This is a genomic window from Cellulomonas xylanilytica (assembly GCF_007989805.1).
In the GTDB taxonomy this organism is placed as follows: Bacteria; Actinomycetota; Actinomycetes; order Actinomycetales; family Cellulomonadaceae; genus Cellulomonas; species Cellulomonas xylanilytica.
The window spans coordinates 25,536-41,342 of the sequence record NZ_BJUB01000017.1; the positions used below are offsets into that span (position 1 = coordinate 25,536).

General features: G+C 71.0%; 15 protein-coding genes. 6 read left to right on the plus strand and 9 right to left on the minus strand.

Features of this window, described 5'->3' with window-relative positions:
- The first annotated feature begins 82 nt into the window (after nt 1-82).
- A complete protein-coding gene (locus tag CXY01_RS20105) occupies nt 83-1,069 on the plus strand; it encodes an ABC transporter ATP-binding protein (RefSeq protein WP_246125516.1) in 987 nt (328 codons plus the stop codon).
- A complete protein-coding gene (locus CXY01_RS20110) occupies nt 1,066-2,064 on the plus strand; it encodes an ABC transporter permease (RefSeq protein ID WP_146931489.1) in 999 nt (332 codons plus the stop codon). The genes CXY01_RS20105 and CXY01_RS20110 overlap by 4 nt, the downstream gene beginning before the upstream one ends.
- Before the next feature lie 100 nt (nt 2,065-2,164).
- Here the strand turns inward: CXY01_RS20110 and CXY01_RS20115 are convergent, their stop codons facing one another.
- From CXY01_RS20115 to CXY01_RS20125, 3 genes are read right to left on the minus strand one after another with little or no spacing between them, the layout of a single operon-like run.
- Nucleotides 2,165-4,465 carry an ATP-binding cassette domain-containing protein gene (locus tag CXY01_RS20115; RefSeq protein WP_146931492.1) on the minus strand — a complete coding sequence of 767 codons (2,301 nt, stop codon included), beginning with the start codon at nt 4,463-4,465 and terminating at the stop codon, nt 2,165-2,167.
- A gap of 6 nt (nt 4,466-4,471) precedes the next feature.
- Nucleotides 4,472-5,248 (minus strand): ABC transporter permease, encoded by a 777-nt coding sequence (locus CXY01_RS20120; RefSeq protein WP_146931494.1) that lies wholly within the window; start codon nt 5,246-5,248, stop codon nt 4,472-4,474.
- The gene (locus CXY01_RS20125; RefSeq protein ID WP_146931497.1) at nt 5,245-6,183 is read right to left on the minus strand and encodes an ATP-binding cassette domain-containing protein; all 939 of its coding nucleotides are present in this window, start codon (nt 6,181-6,183) and stop codon (nt 5,245-5,247) included. Before CXY01_RS20125 ends, CXY01_RS20120 begins: the two co-directional genes overlap by 4 nt.
- Before the next feature lie 86 nt (nt 6,184-6,269).
- Here CXY01_RS20125 and CXY01_RS20130 point away from each other — a divergent pair, with 86 nt between their 5' ends.
- The gene (locus CXY01_RS20130; RefSeq protein WP_146931500.1) at nt 6,270-7,085 is read left to right on the plus strand and encodes a TetR/AcrR family transcriptional regulator; all 816 of its coding nucleotides are present in this window, start codon (nt 6,270-6,272) and stop codon (nt 7,083-7,085) included.
- 9 nt (nt 7,086-7,094) lie between these two features.
- Nucleotides 7,095-7,355 carry a GlsB/YeaQ/YmgE family stress response membrane protein gene (locus CXY01_RS20135; RefSeq protein WP_146931504.1) on the plus strand — a complete coding sequence of 87 codons (261 nt, stop codon included), beginning with the start codon at nt 7,095-7,097 and terminating at the stop codon, nt 7,353-7,355.
- Between the two features lie 91 nt (nt 7,356-7,446).
- Here the strand turns inward: CXY01_RS20135 and CXY01_RS21355 are convergent, their stop codons facing one another.
- Nucleotides 7,447-9,411, minus strand: a complete 1,965-nt coding sequence (locus CXY01_RS21355; RefSeq protein ID WP_146931507.1) for a glycoside hydrolase family 11 protein — start codon at nt 9,409-9,411, stop codon at nt 7,447-7,449.
- A 254-nt stretch (nt 9,412-9,665) separates the two neighbouring features.
- Here CXY01_RS21355 and CXY01_RS20145 point away from each other — a divergent pair, with 254 nt between their 5' ends.
- Nucleotides 9,666-10,010, plus strand: a complete 345-nt coding sequence (locus tag CXY01_RS20145) for an STAS domain-containing protein (RefSeq protein ID WP_186813489.1) — start codon at nt 9,666-9,668, stop codon at nt 10,008-10,010.
- 9 nt (nt 10,011-10,019) lie between these two features.
- On the opposite strand, the gene CXY01_RS20150 is transcribed toward CXY01_RS20145, so the two are convergent.
- The 5 genes from CXY01_RS20150 to CXY01_RS20170 form a co-directional block, all read right to left on the minus strand.
- The gene (locus tag CXY01_RS20150) at nt 10,020-10,487 is read right to left on the minus strand and encodes an ATP-binding protein (RefSeq protein WP_146931513.1); all 468 of its coding nucleotides are present in this window, start codon (nt 10,485-10,487) and stop codon (nt 10,020-10,022) included.
- Nucleotides 10,488-10,652: 165 nt separating this feature from the next.
- Nucleotides 10,653-12,341, minus strand: coding sequence for a cellulase family glycosylhydrolase (locus CXY01_RS20155; RefSeq protein ID WP_222594606.1), 1,689 nt, complete (start codon nt 12,339-12,341; stop codon nt 10,653-10,655).
- Nucleotides 12,342-12,503: 162 nt separating this feature from the next.
- On the minus strand, nt 12,504-12,707 hold the full coding sequence (locus CXY01_RS20160; RefSeq protein ID WP_056025474.1) for a helix-turn-helix domain-containing protein: 204 nt from the start codon (nt 12,705-12,707) through the stop codon (nt 12,504-12,506).
- Nucleotides 12,707-13,204 carry a DUF2975 domain-containing protein gene (locus CXY01_RS20165; RefSeq protein ID WP_146931519.1) on the minus strand — a complete coding sequence of 166 codons (498 nt, stop codon included), beginning with the start codon at nt 13,202-13,204 and terminating at the stop codon, nt 12,707-12,709. Before CXY01_RS20165 ends, CXY01_RS20160 begins: the two co-directional genes overlap by 1 nt.
- A gap of 113 nt (nt 13,205-13,317) precedes the next feature.
- Nucleotides 13,318-14,163, minus strand: coding sequence for a CPBP family intramembrane glutamic endopeptidase (locus CXY01_RS20170; protein WP_246125517.1), 846 nt, complete (start codon nt 14,161-14,163; stop codon nt 13,318-13,320).
- 327 nt (nt 14,164-14,490) lie between these two features.
- Between CXY01_RS20170 and CXY01_RS20175 the strand changes: the two genes are divergently transcribed.
- On the plus strand, nt 14,491-15,801 hold the full coding sequence (locus CXY01_RS20175; protein WP_222594607.1) for a carbohydrate-binding protein: 1,311 nt from the start codon (nt 14,491-14,493) through the stop codon (nt 15,799-15,801).
- The last annotated feature ends 6 nt before the right edge of the window (nt 15,802-15,807 follow it).

Below are 15,807 nucleotides of genomic sequence, written 5' to 3' on the forward strand. Positions count from 1 at the left end.
CGTCCGGGACGTGAGCCGGTACGGTGCTCGCGATCGGGCGCGCGGCTCGTTCCTCGCTCGGTCGTCGAAGGGACACAGCGACGTGTCGACGGATCTCGCCATCTCCACCCGCGGCCTGCGCAAGACGTACCGCAACCGCCGCGGTCAGCGCGCGGTGGCCGTCGGCGGGCTCGACCTCGACGTCCCGGTCGGTGGTGTGCACGGCTTCCTCGGCCCCAACGGCGCGGGCAAGACGACGACCATCCGGATGCTGCTGGGCCTCATCCGTGCGGACTCCGGGACCATGACGGTGTTCGGCCAGACGGTGCCCGAGCGGCTGCCCGACGTGATCGGGCGGGTCGGCGCGATCGTCGAGCAGCCCAAGTTCTTCCCCAGCTTCTCCGGTCGCAAGAACCTCACCATGCTCGCCCGGGCGATCGACGCCCCGACGTCGCTGGTCGACGTCGTCCTCTCGGACGTCGGCCTGCTCGACCGGGCCGACGACCGCTACAAGGGCTACTCCCTCGGCATGAAGCAGCGGCTCGCCATCGCCGCGACGCTGCTGAAGGACCCGGACCTGCTCATCTTCGACGAGCCGACGAACGGCCTCGACCCCGCGGGCATCCGCGAGATCCGCGGCACCATGCGCGGGCTCGCGGACCGCGGCAAGACCGTGCTGGTGTCCAGCCACATCCTGGCCGAGGTCGAGCAGGTGGCCGACACCGTCTCGATCATCGCCCGCGGGGAGCTCATCGCGAGCGGCAGCGTGGCCGACCTCATCGGGGCCGGCGCGGCCGGGACGGTCCGGGTCGGGATCGCCGACGTGCCGCGCGCGCAGCAGGTGCTCGGCGCCCAGGGCTGGACGGTCCGCCCCGAGGGGCGCTACCTGCTCGTCGACGGCGGCGTCGCCCCTGCCAGCATCACCGAGGCGCTCGCCGCGCAGCGGCTGTTCGTCGACGAGCTCGTGCCGGTCCGGGTCGACCTCGAGTCCGTCTTCCTCGACCTGACCGCCGGCCGAGGGCCCGGGACGCACGCGCCACCACCCGAGGGCGAGCACAGACCCGCGCACCACGCGGGAGAGGCGTCATGAGCCGGCTGCTGCGCGTCGAGCTCGACCGGTTCGCGTCGCGCACGCTGATCCGCCTCGGGGTCGCCGCGATCCTGGTGATCTGCTGCTTCGCCGTCGTCTCCGCCTGGGACGCGGCGTCACCTCCGTCGCAGGCCGAGCAGGACCAGGCGAAGCTCTACTACGAGCAGGCGCTCGCGGACTGGGAGGCCAACGGCGAGCAGTACGTCGAGGACTGCCGCGCGCAGGAGGAGGCCGACAAGGCGGCGTCCGACGACCCCGCGCTCGTGGACTACGGCTGCGACCAGATGACCGCCCCGGAGCTGGAGAGCTGGTTGGGCGGCGAGCCGTCGTTCGAGGGCGACACCACCATGCTGCTGACCCCGATCTCCCTCCTGTTCGTGCTGGCCCCCGTGCTGCTCGCCGGCAGCTTCGTGTCGGCCGAGTTCTCGACCGGGTCCATCGGCAACTGGCTCACCTTCGCGCCACGCCGGGTCCGCGTGTACCTGAGCAAGGTGCTCGCGGCGGGCCTCGCGACCATCCCCGTGGCGGCCGTGGGGGTGGGGATCGTGCTCGCCGGGTCGTGGGCCGCCTTCCAGTACTACGGCACCGGGGACGCCGCTCCGCCGGCGGACGTCAGCTCCCCGGTCCACGTCGCGCTGCGGATCGTCGCCCTGGCGCCCGTGGTGGCCGTGATCGGTGCCGCCCTCGGCTTCCTGGCGCGGCACACCGCCGCCGTCCTCGGGGTCGTGCTGGCCTGGCTCGTGCTGGTCGAGGCGATCCTGGTGAACTGGGTGCGCGAGCTGCAGCCGTGGACGCTGGCCCTGAACGTGCAGGCCTGGGTGGAGGGGTCGGCTCCGTACCAGCTGGTCGAGTGCACCGTGGATGAGTCCGGGCAGTCGTGCCAGTCCGTCGAGCACGTGATCTCCCAGACGCAGGGTGCTGTCTACGTGGGCGTGGTGGCACTGGTGGTCGTCGCCGTCGCGCTGCTCGTCTTCCGTCGCCGCGACGTCAGCTGACCGGTCCGGCGAGCCGCGAGATCGTGGGTTCGGCGCGAGGTCGTGGGTGTGACGCCACGATCTCAGGTCGAACCCACGACCTCGGTGACCGGTGACCGGCCTAGCGGGCCAGGCCGTGCCGGCGGGCCAGGTGCTCGCCCGTCAGGGAGTCCGGCACGCTCACCAGGTCGGCAGGCGGGCCGGCGAAGACGACCCGCCCGCCCTGGGCGCCCGCCCCGGGTCCGAGGTCGAGCACGTGGTCGGCGCGGGAGATCACGTCGAGGTTGTGCTCGATGACGATGACTGTGGAGCCCGCGTCGACGAACCGGTCGATGAGGCCGATCAGCCGGTCGACGTCCGACATGTGCAGGCCCGTCGTCGGCTCGTCGAGGACGTAGACGTCGGCGGGGGAGGCCAGCTCGATGGCGAGCTTGAGCCGCTGGCGCTCGCCCCCGGACAGGGTGGACAGCGGCTGGCCCAGGGTCAGGTAGCCGATGCCCACGTCGTCCATCGCGGCCAGGGTCGAGGCGAGAGCCTTCTCCGTCCGGTCCGTGAAGAACGCCCCCGCCTCCACCACCGACATCTCGAGCACGTCCGCGATCGACTGCCCGCGCAGCGTGTACCCGAGCACCTCCTCGGTGTACCGGCGGCCACCGCAGACCTCGCAGGTGGACTTCATCGGCTCGAAGTTGCCCAGGTCGGTGTAGATGATGCCGAGCCCGCCGCACTCCGGGCACGCGCCCTCGGAGTTGGCGCTGAACAGGGCGGGCTTCACGCCGTTGGCCTTGGCGAACAGCTTGCGGATGGTGTCGAGCATCCCCGTGTAGGTGGCCGAGTTGGACCGGCGCGAGCCGCGCGTGGTGGCCTGGTCGACGACGACGACCTCGGGGAACCGCTTGGGCAGGACCCCGCGGATCAGCGAGCTCTTGCCGGAGCCCGCCACGCCGGTGACGACCGTGAGCACGCCGCGCGGGATGTCGACCGACACGTCCTGGAGGTTGTGGAGCTTCGCGTTCTCGACCGACAGGGAGCCCGTCGCCGACCGCACCGCCGTCTTGAGCGGCTGGTGGCTGGTCAGGTGCTCGCCCGTGAGCGTGCCCGAGGTCCGCAGTCCCTCGAGATCGCCCGCGTAGACGACCTCGCCGCCCGCGCCCCCGGCCCCCGGCCCCATGTCGACGATGTGGTCCGCGATCTCGATGACCTCGGGCTTGTGCTCGACCACCAGGACGGTGTTGCCCTTGGCGCGCAGCTGCACGAGGAGCTCGTTCATCCGGTGCACGTCGTGCGGGTGCAGCCCGACGGAGGGCTCGTCGAACACGTAGGTGACGTCGGTCAGCGCCGACCCGAGGTGCCGGACCATCTTGACCCGCTGCGACTCCCCGCCCGACAGGCTGGTGGACTCCCGGCTCAGCGAGAGGTACCCGAGCCCGATGTGGACCAGCGCGTCCAAGCGGTCCGCCAGGTCGTCGAGCATCGGCCGGTGCTCGGGGGAGTCGATGCCCCGGATGAACGGCGCCAGGTCGCTGACCTGCATGTCCGCGCACTCGGCGATGGACCGGCCGCCCACCAGGGAGGTGCGTGCGGCCTCGTTCAGCCGGGAGCCGCCGCACTCCGGGCACGGACCGCGCGTCGAGATGCGCTCGACCGCGGCCCGCGCGTGCGGCTGCAGCTGCTCCGGGTTCTTGGTCAGGACGAGCCGCTTCAGCTTGGGGATGAGCGCCTCGTACGTCAGCGACATCCCGGAGACGGCGACCTTGGTGCCCTTCTTCGGCGCGTCGTCGGGACCGTAGAGCAGCATGCGGCGCTGCTCGGGCGTGAACGACCCCACCGGCTGGTCGGGCGGGTAGAACCCGCACTCCGCGTAGACCTTCCAGTACCAGGAGTCGACCTGGAAGTTCGGGAAGTCGATCGCCCCCTCCAGCAGCGACTTCGACGGGTCCACCAGGGCGTCCTCGTCGATGGCCGCCACCGAGCCGATGCCCTCGCAGTGCAGGCACATGCCACGGGGGTCGTTGAACGAGAACGCGATCGGCGTGCCCAGGTTGGGAACCCCCATCCGCGACCACACCCGGCGCATCCCGGCGTAGGTGTCGGTCGCGGTCCCGACGGTCGAGCGCGAGGACCCGCCCATGGGCTGCTGGTCCACGACGATCGACGCGGTCAGCCCGGTGAGCTCGTCGGCCTCCGGCTGCGGCGACTGCGGCAGGAAGTTCTGGATGAAGGCCGAGTGCGTCTCGTTCAGCAGCCGCTGGCTCTCGGCCGCGATGGTGTCGAACGCCAGCGACGACTTGCCCGAGCCGGAGACACCCGTGAAGACGGTGATCTGGCGCTTGGGCACGTCGACGTCGACGCCCTTGAGGTTGTTCTCCCGGCCACCGCGGATCCGGATCGCGTCGTGCTGCACAGAGGTTCCCTTCGTCATCGACTGTTACCTACCGAGCCGCGCCCAGCGCCGCACCGCCAGTGTGGCAAACACCACCGACAGCACGACCGGCCACACCACCGCCAGCAGCACCACGTTCTCCGCCGCCCACCCGGAGGCCGCCACGGTCGGGTTGCCGAACAGCTCCCGCGTCGCCGCGACGGTCGCGGTCACCGGGTTCCACGCCGACAGGGCCTGCAGCCAGCCGGGCATGGTCGAGATCGGCACGAACGCGTTCGACAGGAAGACGAACGGCCACACCAGGATCTGGACGGCCACCACACCGCCCTGCCCGCGGAACAGCAGCCCGAGGTAGATGCCGACCCAGAGGAACGCGAACCGCAGGAGGAGCAGCAGCGCCACGCCGGCCAGGGCGTTGCCGATGCCCTCGTGGATCCGCCACCCGATCACGAGCCCGGCGACGAGCAGGACGGCGAGCCCGACGACGCTCGCGAGCATGTCCGCGGTGGCCCGGCCCAGCAGCACGGCGATGCGGGACATCGGCAGCGAGCGGAAGCGGTCCGTCACCCCGCGCTGCACGTCCTGCGACACGTAGGTCATCGTGCTCTCCAGCCCGAACGCCATGGTCACGGCGAGCATGCCGGGGAACAGGAACTCGATGTACCCGCCGGGCACCTCGATCGCGCCGCCGAGCAGGAAGCCGAACATCAGCAGCAGCAGGATCGGGAACGCGAGCCCGATGACCAGGTCCCACGGCTGGCGCCGCCAGTGCCCGAGGTCGCGCAGGGTCACGGTCCAGGAGTCGCGCAGGGCCCAGGTCATGAGGCCTCCTTCATCGAGCCGGTGAGGTGCAGGAACACTTCGTCGAGGGTCGGCCGGCGCAGGATCACGTCGTCGACGACGATCCCGGCGTCGTCGAGCGTCCGGACCACGTGGGTGAGCGCCGCGACGCGGTCGGTGACCGTCGCGGTGACCCGTCGGCCGTCGAGGTCGACGTCCGCGTTCCCCGCGACGGTCAGCAGTGCCGTCTGCGCCGCCGGGAGGTCGGCCTCGTCGCGCAGGACCACGTCGAGCCGGTCCTGCCCGATCGACGCCTTGAGGGCGTCCGGTGTCCCCTCGGCGGCGACCCGTCCGTGGTTCAGCACGGTCACCTGCGACGCGAGCTGGTCCGCCTCCTCGAGGTACTGCGTGGTCAGCAGCACGGCGGTGCCGCCCGCGACGAGCGCCCGGACCGCCTGCCAGACCTCGCGCCGGCCGCCGGGGTCCAGTCCGGTGGTCGGCTCGTCCAGCAGCAGGACCGTCGGGTCGAGCACGAGGCCGGCCGCGAGGTCGAGCCTGCGCCGCATGCCGCCGGAGTAGGTGGAGACAGCGCGGTCGGCGGCGTCGACGAGGCCGAACTGCTCCAGCAGCTCGTCGGCCCGCCGCCGGGCGTGGCGGGTGCCGAGGTGGGACAGGCGGCCGAACATGACGAGGTTGTCGCGCCCGCCGAGGATCTCGTCGACGGCGGCGTGCTGGCCGACGAGGCCGAGGTGGCGGCGGACCTGCGCGGGCTCGCGGACCACGTCGAACCCGGCGACGGTCGCGGTGCCGCCGTGCGGGTCCAGCAGCGTGGAGAGGATGCGGACGGCGGTGGTCTTGCCGGCGCCGTTCGGGCCGAGCAGCGAGTGCACGGTGCCGGCGTCGACGGACAGGTCGAGACCGTCCAGGACGGTCGTCTCGCCGTACCTGCGGGTGAGTCCTGTCGTGCGGATGGTCATGCGTCCTCCCGAGGGCTAGTCGTACAGTGTACGACAAGGAACGGTGGGGGACACCGGGTTGTTCCCGACGGGGGAGGATGGGCGGCATGGCGGAGATCACCGGTACCGGCGACCCGGCCCGCAGCCTGTCCCTGCTGTGGCGGCTCGTAGAGCCCGCACCGCGCGGGCGCGGGGCGGAGGCCGGCCTGTCCGTCGACCGCGTCGTGGACGCCGCGGTCGCCCTCGCCGACACCGAGGGCCTGGGCGCGCTCTCGATGCGCCGGCTGGCCACCGACCTCGGCGTCGGCGCCATGACCCTGTACACGTACGTCCCGGGCAAGGCCGAGCTGCTCGACCTCATGGTCGACAGCGTGCTCGGCGAGTTCCCGTCCCTGTACAGCCCGGCCGCCGACGAGTGGCGCGCCCGGCTCGAGGCGCTCGCCCGCGCCAGCTGGACCCAGTACGAGCGGCACCCCTGGCTGCTGCACGTGGCCGCCTCCGGCCGGCCGCCGCTCGGCCCGGGCGTGCTCACCAAGTACGAGCTCGGCCTCCAGGCGGTGGACGGGACGGGTCTCGACGAGGTCGCGATGGACGCCGTGTTCACGCTGATCGAGGGGTTCGTCGCCGGGACCGCGCGCGGCGTGGTCGACCAGGTCGCGGCCGAAGAGGCCACCGGCATCACCGAGACCGAGTGGTGGGAGGCGACGGCCCCCGTCCTCGACCGCGTCTACGACCCCGAGCGGTTCCCCACGGTGACGCGCGTCGGCCCGGTCGCCGGCGAGGCGCAGCAGGCCGCCTACGACCCTCGGCGTGCGTTCGAGTTCGGCCTGGCCCGTCTGCTCGACGGCATCGCGGTGCTCATCGACGACGCACCGTCGACACCGATCACGGAAGTGCTGCCCGAAAAGTCCCCGTGGCCCTAGTCTCGGCCCATGCTCATCCTCGGACTCATCCTGTTCGGCATGCTCATCGGTGCGCTCGCGCAGCTGATCCTCGGCCGCGACCGCGGCCGGATCGACTGGACGATGGCGATCGTCGCCGGGCTCGTCGGCTCCTTCGTCGGTGGTCTGCTGGCCAGCCTGCTGAACGGTGACGGTCTCGAGCTGCGCCCCAGCGGCATCATCGGCTCCATCGTCGGCGCCGTCATCGTCACCGCGATCTGGCGCTTCACGGCGGGCCGCTCCAAGGCCTGACGCCTCCGGACGACGAGAACGGCAGCCTCCCCCGCGGGACGCTGCCGTTCTCTGCGGTCCGACCCGGCCCTGTCCGGCCGGACCGCCGTCGTCAGGCCGTCGCGCAGCTCGCGCTGGGCGTCGTCGTGCTGCCGTTCTTCATGATCGTGACGCCGAAGCTGTTGCCGGCACCGTTCGGTCGGGCCTGCCGGGTGGAGCCGCTGCCGCTGAGCGTCGCGTTCCAGCTGTTCTGGACGCTCTGGCCGCCCGCCAGGTTCAGGGTGACCACCCAGCTGCTGCTGCCGCTGACGGAGTAGGTCACGTTGAACCGGTCCGACCACTCGTCACCGCGCGTGACGGCCACCGTGCAGGACCCGGTCGAGGGTGGCGGCGTCGTCGTGCCCCCACCGCCGCCTCCACCGCCGCCGGCGGTGGACGGTGCGACCGCCCGGCCGGTGCTGCTCGAGATGTGCCCGGTGCAGAGGTTGCGGGATCTCAGGTCGTTCAGGATGTTCGGCAGCGCCTGCTGCGTGGCGGCCGGCCAGTCGTGCATCAGGATGATCTGGCCGTTGGTCAGGCGGGCGGCCGCCTGCCGGATGGCGTCGGCGCTCGCGTTGTTCCAGTCGTTCGAGTCGACGTCCCAGAGGACCTCGCGCAGGCCGAGCGACGACTCGACGTTCTTGAGGGTCTGGTTGGTCTCGCCGTACGGCGGGCGGAAGAGCGTCGGGGTGACCCCGGCGGTCTGCTGGATCGCGGTCTGCGTGCGGGAGAGCTGCGACTGGATGTCCGACTGGCTCATGTTCACCAGGTGCGGGTGGTCCCAGCTGTGGTTGCCGATCTGCAGGCCGGCGTTCTTGTAGGCCTGCATGAGGGACGCGTTCGACTGGGCGTTCGAGCCCGTGGGGAACACGGTCGCGGTGGCACCGGCGTTGCGCAGCGTGGAGATGAGCTGGTTGGTGGTGCCCGTGTTCGGGCCGTCGTCGAACGTCAGGCCCACGTAGCCGGCGGAGCAGCTGGACGACGGCGGCGGGGTGGTCGGCGGCGGGGTCGTCGTGCCTCCGCCTCCACCGCTGGTCCCACAGGTCGCCGACGGCGTCGTGTTGTTGCCGTTCTTCATGATGGTGACGCCGAACGTGTTGGACCCGGTCGAGGTCACCGTCCGCCCGTTGACGGACGCGTTCCAGCTGTTCTGGACGGTCTGGCCGCCGTTGAGGTTCAGCGTCGCGGTCCACGAGCTGGCGCCGCTGACGGTGTAGCTGACGTTGAACCGGTCGGACCACTCGTCGGCGCGCGTGGCCGTGATGGAGCACCCGCCGGTGCCGCCGCCACCCGTGGGAGGCGGCGTCGTGGTGCCACCGCCCCCGCCCCCGCCGGAGCCCTCGCTCACGGTGATGTTGGAGCTGCCGCTGCTCTGGTAGCCCTCGGTCGCCATGATCATGTAGTTGTGGGTGCCCAGGTTCATGCCCTTGCTGGCCCACGCGTCGAAGTGGTTCCCGGACGTGATGGTGCCGCCGGTCTTCTTCGACTGCCGCACGCTCCAGTACTGGTAGAACGTGGACCGGTCGCTCTCGATCGAGGGCTGGTTCACGCGCTGCGTCCGGTAGATGTCGTAGGTGCCGCCGTCGCTGGTGACGGTGCCCATGTGCGTGCCGGTGGGCCGGTAGGTGCCCCAGTTGTCGACGATGTAGTACTCGATCAGCGGGTTGGTGGTCCAGCCGTAGAGCGTCAGGTACGCGTTGCCCGAGGGGTTGAACGAGCCCGAGTAGCTGACCGTCTTGCGTCCGCCGGTCTGCCAGCCCTTGCCCGCGACGAAGTTGCCGGTGTTGCTCCACTGCGTGGAGTAGCTGCCGCCGGACCCCAGGTCCATGGACACCGAGCCGGGGGAGTCGGTCCAGAACGAGTAGAAGAAGCCGTTGTTGGTGCCGGTGCCGTTGGACGACACGGCGCTGGCGGGCGCGGCCACGGCGACGGCGAGCCCCGCGGCGACCACCGCGCTGGCCGCACCGGCGGCGACGACGGCCTGGAACGACCGGTGCCGACGGCGGGTTCTCCGCGGCCGAGCGAAACTTTCGAACATGCTGCACTCCTTTGTGCGTGGGAGTCGTGCAGGCACGCCTCGGTGGGAGTGCCCGCCAACGCGTCGACGTCCCGCATGATCCCGACGTCGATAACGTTATCGACGCCAGTGTGCAGCGAGGTGTGGGTGACGGGAACACCTACACGAAGGATCGAAGCGTTTAGGTTGCGCCGTGATGCGTCCTCGAAACTATCGGCGTGGAGCAGAGCCGTTCGACGAGCGACCTTCGCCCCCCATGCTGCACAATTCTGACCGTGAGTCAGGGAGCGCTCGGTCAGGTCACGCCGCCGGACGACGGCCCGGCCGGGACGATCACCACGGACCTGGACGCGGGCGAGATCACGCTGCGCGGCGAGATCGACGCTGCCCTGGAGGCGGCGCTCGTCACGGTGCTGTCGGACGTCGCCGCACGGCGTGCTGCTCCGCAGCTGCGCGTGGACGTGCGTGAGGTCTCGTTCATCGACTCGACGGGCATCAAGTTCCTCGCGCTGCTCACGCAGCGTTCGGCGCACCCGGTGGTCCTCCTGCACCCGTCCAGCCAGGTGCGCTTCGTCCTGGACACCACACGGATCTCGGAGATCCTCACGATCGTCGACTGAGCCCGCCGTTCACCTGGGGCTCGCAGCTCCTCCGGCGGCGTCGAAGATCGCCCACACGGTCTTGTCGGTCGGTGTGGCGTACCACCCGACCTCCACCGACAGGACGCGCGCCATGTGCAGACCGAGCCCGCCCGCGCCGACGACGCGCTTGCCCGCGTAGACCGGCGCCACGTCGGGATCGTGGTCGGTGACCTGCAGCAGGAAGGACTCACCGTCGCGCAGCAGCTGCACGATCGTGGGGGGCCGGCCGTGACGCAGCGCGTTGGTCGCCAGCTCGGACGCGATCAGGAGCAGCTTGCTCGGCACGTCGCCCATGGGGCCGGCCGGGAAGCCCAGCTGCTCCAGCGACCGCGCCAGGTCCGCACGGAAGGAGGCCAGCTCCTCGACCGTGTGCAGGCGCCACTCCGTGACCGGCTCGTAGTGGTCGGGTGGGCGCGAGGTCGCAAGCCCGTCGTCGTGGGTCGACAGCTCGATCATGGGTCCGTCCGCCTCGGTTCTCAGGGGGAGCGCCCAGTCTCGGGTGTCGTCGGCTGCTTCGCATCTCGCGAAGCCGACCGGGGCAGCGACCGACGTCGTCCGCGACGCACCGAGCCGGGCTCGCGGGGAGCCCGGCTCGGTGCGCGTCGTCGGCGTGCCGGGTGGTCAGCCGACGCTGCCGGACACCGCGGTCCCGTCCCGGACCACGGTGTACGTCATCGTCCGGCCGCTCCAGAAGTGGAACGTCAGGACGACGGGGGAGCCGTCGGTGACCTCGGCGAAGAACGCCGGACGCAGGAGGATCGACCCCGCCTCGGCGTCCGGCGCGAACGCCACGTCGAACTCCTTGAACGACGTCCAGCCGTGCGGTCCGGCGTTGGAGCCGTCGAGGTAGCGGGCCTCCATGGTGGCCAGCCGGTCGCCGCGGAACTCCGTCGGGACGGCGAACGCGTCGGTGGTCCCGGTCGCGTCGGCGAGCACCGGGGCGTCCGCGTTGACGATCTCGATCGACCACGGCACACCCTGCGAGAACCGCGCTACCAGCTCCGCGGTCGTGCCGTAGGCGCCCGTGCCGGACAGCCGCTGCAGGAGGGCTGCCGGGAGCGTGAGGGTGCTGCCCGAGAGCTGGTAGTCCCTGCCCTTCTTCAGCTTCTGCTTGCCCAGCGACAGGTCACGGAACGTCGTGCCGTTGAGGTTGAGCGTCACGGTCTGGTCGGTGACGGCACCCGGCTGGACGAACACCTGGTCGGTCGACGCCGTGCCGGAGCGCTTCTTCCAGCTCGACGAGATCTGCGCGAACAGCTCCGGGTCGCGCCAGGTGAACGCGGTCCGGTCGAGGTGCTGACCGTTGTCCCACAGCATCGTCGTGACACCCGTGGTGCGCGCCTGGTGGCCCAGGTGCTCGAAGAACTTCAGCTTCTCGCCCTGCTCGATGGTGCCGGTGTGGCGGTCGAACCCGAGCAGCCCGTACTCCCCGAGGATCACCGGGATGCCCTGGCTGACCAGCGTGGTGTGCACGCGCGCGAAGGCGTCCGTGGCGTCCTGCTGAGCGGTCGCGTCGAAGCGGGTGCCGCCCGCCACGTTCACGCTGAACGGCCAGTAGCCGTAGTAGTGGAAGGTCGCGGCGAGGTTCGGGTCGTCCAGTGCGGTGAACGTCTCGACGAGCGCGTCGAGCCGTGCCTGGCCGGAGTCGGTGTGCAGCGTGGGCAGCACCAGGACGCGGTCGGCGTTCCGCCCGCCCGACGCGCGCACCACCTGGTGGAACGCGACGTTGAGCTCGTCGAGCAGCGCGTACTCCTGCGCCTCGCCGGTCGACCCGGCGAACTGCGGCTCGTTGATGCTCTCGAACAGCAGGGTGCGTGGGTGGTCGCGGAAGCGCTCGGCCAGCTGCTCCCACGTCGCGGTGAACTGGGCGAGGACCTCGTCGTGGCGGGTGGGCATCGCGTTGGTCCACATCCACGAGTCGTGGTGCAGGTCGAGCAGGACGGACAGGTCCTCGTCGAGCGCCCAGTCGACAACCTCCTCCACCCGGTCCAGGACCACCGGGTCGATCGTGTAGTCGGGCGCGGGTCCCTCGTGCTGGCCGAGCGTCACCGGGATGCGGACGCTGCGGAACCCGTTGTCCTCGACCTCGCTGAGCAGCTTCCTGGTCACCCGTGGGTTGCCCCAGGCGGTCTCGTCGGCGCCGACCGCGTCGAGGGTGTTGCCCAGGTTCCATCCCGGCTGCATGGCGGCGACGACCTTGGCGGCCGACCTCGGTGCGCGGTCGCCCGCCTGCGCCGGTCCCGCGAGGCTGGCGGTGAGCGCGGCCGCCGCCGCGAGTGCCGTGAGCGTGGTCCAGAGGGGTCGTTTCACGTGCGTGCCCTTCGTCGCAAGGTCACGCTCGACGGGGCGGCCGGCTCTCCGTCGAGCGCGCGAGGGCGTCGGTGCCCCCGGTGTCGCGCTCGTCATCGAAGCGCTTCGACCGGAGTGTAGGCAACCGACGCCCTCGGAGGAAGGGGTCGAAACGGATAGGCCTCAGGCCTCCCGCCGCAGCAGGTCGCCCGGCTGGCACTCCAGCACCTCGCACAGGGCCTCGAGCGTGGTGAACCGCACCGCCTTGGCGCGCCCGTTCTTCAGCACGGCGAGGTTCGCGGGGGTGATCCCGACACGGTCGGCCAGCTCCCCGACGGACATCTTGCGGCGCGCGAGCATCACGTCGACGTCGACGACGATCGGCATCAGATCACCTCGTCGAGCTCGGCGCGCAGGGTGGTCGCGGTGGTGTCGAGCGCCATCGCCTTGGCCAGGAGGATGCGCAGCACGAGCACGAGCAGGGCGATACCGGCGGTGCCCATCCCGCCGATCACGATGAGCAGCACGATCCCGGGGGCGACGTCCTCGCCCGGCGCCAGGAGGAACGACAGGACGATGGCGAGCAGCGTGGCTCCCACGGCCGCGCCGATGATGATGTCGACGTACCGGAACGCGGCGGCGCTGAAGACGGTGTCGCGCCGCACCATCGTGAGCAGCTGCCAGATGCAGACCAGCGCGACCTGCACGGCCAGCACGCCGAGGAAGACGATGATCATCATCGGCCACTGCAGGTGGGCGACGTCAGGGCCGGCTTCCTCGAGGTCGCGGCCGATCGCGGGGACGACCATGCCCTGCACCACCAGCAGGCTGGCGAACATGAGCGCGATCACCGCCCGCAGGGCAAGGATGGCCAGTCGGCCCATGGTGGAGCTCCTTGGATGCGATCTATTGATTAACGATAGAAAACTATCGTTTCACGAACGAGGGTGCAAGCGACGACGGGGCGAGGCGGTGCAGGTCTCGTGGAGGTGACGCCCTAGACGACGGCGCCCTCGTGGGTGCGCTGGACGCGGCCGCGCACAAAGATCAGCCCGACCACCGCGACGAGCATGAAGACCAGGTTCGACGGCCCGGCGAGCGTGAGGAGCTCGCTCTGCGGGCCGGAGTGGGCCACGTCGATACCGCCGGTCGACAGGAACAGGGTGGGGTCGTACAGGCCGTGGATCAGCATCGGCCAGATCAGGTTCCCGGTCGCCCGCAGCGTCAGGTACATGCAGATGCCGAACCCGAAGGCGAAGACCACGGTGACCGCGACGGTCACGACCTCCTGGCCCGACAGGAGGTTCGTGGCGTGCAGCAGGCCGAATATCAGCGACGAGAGCACCATCACCACCCACTCGGACCTCCCGGCGTCGCGCAGCATCTTCACCACGATGCCGCGGGTGAGGAGCTCCTCGACGAAGCCGACGAGCAGCCCGGACAGGAACGTCACGGCGACCGCCCCCGCCGCGTAGGACGCGTAGTCGATGCCGAGCAGCCGCAGCACGATGGCGACGACCACCGCGACCGGCGCGAGCCACATCCACCACCGGCCGGCGACCGGCTGCCGGGCGAAGAGCGCCGGGAACCAGTGCAGGGACGCGACGAAGGCGGTGAGCACGACCGCGCCGATGGCGAGCGGCACGAACAGGCCGAAGAAGACGCTCTGCGGGGTGGCGAAGAGGTTGTCGGCGTCGACCTGGTCACCGAACAGGACGCCGACGAGCCGGCCCCCGAGGACGTAGAGAACCACGTACGCGATGGCGACGAGCACCGCCCGCCACCACCCGCCCCGGTTCCAGAAGGTCGCCCAGGCGGACGTCGAGGAAGGAGTGGTGGACACGGGGGCGGCTCCTGTCGGGGGCGTGGCGCTGCTGGACGGCACGATGGCGGACAGGTCGCTGGACCGCGCCCCGACACGGTGCGTGCGCGGAGCGCGACGTCGTGTCCGCTGCCAGCGTAGGCGAGGGACCGACCGTCCGGATCCAGGCGTTTTGTTAGGAACCCTTCCATTCACCCGCTCCCGGGCAATACGGTCATCGGCAGGTCGTCCGCCCTCCCGGACGACCGAGCACGGCGACACCGCTGTCGCCGTGCTCACGTACCGCACCCCTCCTCGTGACGGTCGGGTGCCGGTTCCGTCCGTCCGCCGCTCTCGGAGGGTCTCCGCATGCCTCGTTCCGTCCGTCTCCATCGACTGGCCACCGCTGCTCTCGCCGCCGTGGTCGCCACCGGCCTCGTCGCCACCGCCGGCCTCACGCTCGGCGCGTCCGCGGCCGGCGCCGCCGACACCTGTGCCCAGAAGCCGCGCCCAGCAGGCAAGGTCCTGCAGGGCTACTGGGAGAGCTGGGACAACTCCAGCGTCCACCCCGGCCTCGGCTACATCCCGATCGACGACGCCCGCCAGAGGCAGCACGGCTACAACGTGCTGATGGCGGCGTTCCCCGTGATCCTCCCCGACGGCACCGTGAGGTGGGCGGACGGGATGGACACCGGCGTCGACGTCCCGACCCCCGCGCAGATGTGCGCCGCGAAGGCGCAGGGGCACACGATCCTGATGTCCATCGGCGGGGCCAACGCGAGCATCGACCTCTCCTCGGCGGCGGTCGCGGACCGCTTCGTCGCGACGATCGTGCCCATCCTCAAGGCCAACAACTTCGACGGCATCGACATCGACATCGAGGCCGGTCTGACCGGCTCCGGCAGCATCGGCACGCTCTCCACCTCGCAGGCCAACCTCATGCGCATCATCGACGGCGTCCTGGCGCAGATGCCTGCCGGCTTCGGCCTGACCATGGCCCCGGAGACCGCGTACGTGACGGGCGGCTCGGTGGTCTACGGGTCGATCTGGGGCTCGTACCTGCCGATCATCAAGAAGTACGCCGACAACGGCCGCCTCTGGTGGCTGAACATGCAGTACTACAACGGCTCCATGTACGACTGCGCGGGCAACTCCTACGCCGCCGGGACGGTCGCGGGCGTCGTCGCCCAGACCCGGTGCCTCGACGCCGGCCTGACCGTGCAGGGCACGACGATCCGGGTGCCGTTCGACAAGCAGGTCCCCGGCCTGCCTGCCCAGGTCGGTGCGGGCGGCGGCTACATGTCACCCGCGCTCGTCTCGCAGGCGTGGTCGCAGCTCGGCGGGGCGCCCAAGGGCCTCATGACGTGGTCGATCAACTGGGACGGCTCGAAGGGCTGGACGTTCGGCGACAACGTGCGCTCGCTGATCGGCGGGACGGTCCCGACGCAGACACCGACGCTCACGCCGACACCGACACCGACGCCGACGAGCACGCCCACCGCGACGCCCACTCCGACGCCCACGCCGACGACGCCGAGCGGCACCTGGGCGGCGTACAAGGCCTACAAGGTCGGCGACGTCGTCACCTACGGCGGGACCCGGTACTCGTGCCGCCAGGCGCACACGTCGCTGCCGGGGTGGGAGCCGCCGAACGTCCTGGCGCTCTGGCTACCGGCCTGACGGGCA